Origin of the sequence: Verrucosispora sp. SN26_14.1, from assembly GCF_004307965.1 — a bacterium.
GTDB lineage: Bacteria > Actinomycetota > Actinomycetes > Mycobacteriales > Micromonosporaceae > Micromonospora.
The window spans coordinates 1-2166 of record NZ_SISL01000685.1; the positions used below are offsets into that span (position 1 = coordinate 1).

General features: G+C 73.7%; 2 protein-coding genes. One reads left to right on the top strand and one right to left on the bottom strand.

Features of this window, described 5'->3' with window-relative positions:
• Positions 1 to 99: 99 nt before the first annotated feature.
• Positions 100 to 1182, top strand: coding sequence for an NAD-dependent epimerase/dehydratase family protein (locus EYA84_RS30870; RefSeq protein ID WP_131057732.1), 1083 nt, complete (start codon positions 100 to 102; stop codon positions 1180 to 1182).
• A 1-nt stretch (position 1183) separates the two neighbouring features.
• On the opposite strand, the gene EYA84_RS30875 is transcribed toward EYA84_RS30870, so the two are convergent.
• Positions 1184 to 2166: hypothetical protein (locus tag EYA84_RS30875; RefSeq protein ID WP_131057733.1), on the bottom strand; the 983-nt coding region annotated here is incomplete at its 5' end.

Genomic DNA, 2166 nt, shown 5'->3' on the forward strand with positions numbered 1-2166 from the left:
GCCGGGTGGGGCCGCGACCGCCGGGGCCGCGCACGGGAGCGCCGCCGGTCGGGAGCCAGGTGGACGCGTGGAAAGCGACTGACCGGGTACGGACCGGACATGCGGATCGTGGTGGTGGGCGCGAGCGGCAACATGGGTACGGCACTGCTGCGCCGGTTGTGGCGTGAGCGCGGTGTGGAGATCGTCGGGGTGGCGCGGCGGCTGCCGCACGCGGGGGCTGGTGAGCCGTACGCGGGGGTGCGGTGGCACTCGTGCGACATCGGGCGGGCCGGTGCCGTTGACGAGTTGACCGAGGTATTCGCCGGGGCGGACGCGGTGGTGCACCTGGCCTGGCAGATCCAGCCCAGCCACGACCAGCAGGTGTTGCGGCGTACCAATGTGGGCGGCAGCCGGAATGTCGTGGACGCGGTGCTGCGGGCGGGCGTACCGGCGCTGGTGTACGCGTCGTCGGTGGGGGCGTACGCGCCGGGGCCGAAGAACCTGCCGATCAGCGAGCGGTGGCCGGCGACCGGGGTGGCCGAGTCGTCGTACAGCCGGGACAAGGCGGCAGTGGAGGAGATGCTCGACGGGGTCGAGCGGACCCGTCCGGAGCTTCGGGTGGTACGCCTGCGGCCGGGGTTGATCTTCCAGCGGGAGGCGGGTACGGAGATCAGCCGCTACTTCCTGGGGCCACTGGTGCCGGTGCGGCTGCTCCGGTTCGGGCGGCTGCCGTTGGTGCCGGCCAACCGCCGGCTGCGGATGCAGGCGGTGCACGCCGACGACGTGGCCGACGCGTACGCCCGGGCGATTCTGGGTGACGCGCGCGGCGCCTTCAACGTCGCCGCGGACCCGGTGTTGACGCCGGAGCTGGTGGCCCGGCACTTCCACGGCTGGACGGTGCCGGTGGCCGCCCCGGTGCTGCGGACGGCTGCCGCGCTGACCTGGCGGGCCCGGCTGCAACCGGTCGACGCGGGGTGGGTGGAGTTGGCGTTGAACGCGCCGCTGATGTCCAGCGAGCGCGCCGAGACCGAGCTGGGCTGGCGGCCACGCGTGGACGCGGTCACCGCGCTCAAGGAGTTGGTGGCGGGCATGGCGGAGCGCGCCCACACGGCCAGTCCGCCGCTCTCCGCCACCCCCGACCTGCCCGGCCGTCCCGCCGCCCTCCTCAAGGCCCGCCCCGCCGGCCAGGGCAACCCCTACTGACTCAGCGGATGGTGGAGGCGGTGATGGTGGGGCCGGAGCCGGCGCCCTGGTAGAAGATGCCGGGGTGGGTCTGGAAGCCGTGGCTGGGGTTGCGGCGCAGGGTCGACTTCTCGATGCGCAACGTGCCGGTGCGGTTGTTGCTGACGAAGAAGATCGCCCCGCCGCACTCCTTGGCGTCGTTCCCCTCGATCAGGGTGCCGGCGACGCGGACCGAGAATTCGTTGCCGTCGGCGTAGATCGCGCCGCCGCTGCCGCCGCCGGGAGTGCCGGAGCGGGCCGGGTTGGCGCCGGTGCCGACGGCCGCGTTGTCCCGCAGCACGCTGTTCAGGATGACCCAGGAGACGCCGATGCTGCTCAGTGCGCCGCCGTTGGCGCAGGTGCCGCCGGTGAAGGTGCTGTCGACCACGTACACCGGTTGGCCGTCGTGCTGGTCGAGCACCCGGATGGCGGCGCCGCCCACGTCGGGGCCGGTGCGGTCGCAGCGGTTGCCGACGAAGTGCGAGTCGACCACCTTGAGCCGCCCGCCGCGTACGAAGATCGCGCCACCGCCGCCACCGTCGACGCGCTGGCCGGTGGCGTCGCCGTCGGCGAAGGTCAGGTTCTGCACGGTGAGCTGCGGGTGGTCCTGGTTCTGGCAGCGCGCGGTGGTCCAGCCCTGGAGCGGGTCGCAGGTGTTCATGTAGAGGATGCGGCGCTTGCCCTGCCCGCTGAGCGTGATCTTGCCGCCGCCGTCCAGCACCACCTTCGGGCCGTTGGCGTTGCGGACCTTCGCGGTCGCCGCCATCGTGATGGTCACCGGGTCGGGGCCGCAGTCGAAGGTGATGATCCCGCCGGCCGCGACCGCCCGCACCACCGCTGCCGAGGTGCAACTGGCCGGGGTGCCGTCACCGATGGTGCGGGTCGGGTTCGAGGTGTCGACGGCCTGGGCCACGGCGGGCACGGGGGCCGCGTCGGCCGGGGGCGCGCTGGCGCGTACGCCCGGGT

Excerpts from the sequence above, each read along its gene's own strand:
- EYA84_RS30870 (WP_131057732.1), top strand. The coding sequence starts at position 100 with ATGCGGATCGTGGTGGTGGGCGCGAGCGGCAACATGGGTACGGCACTG.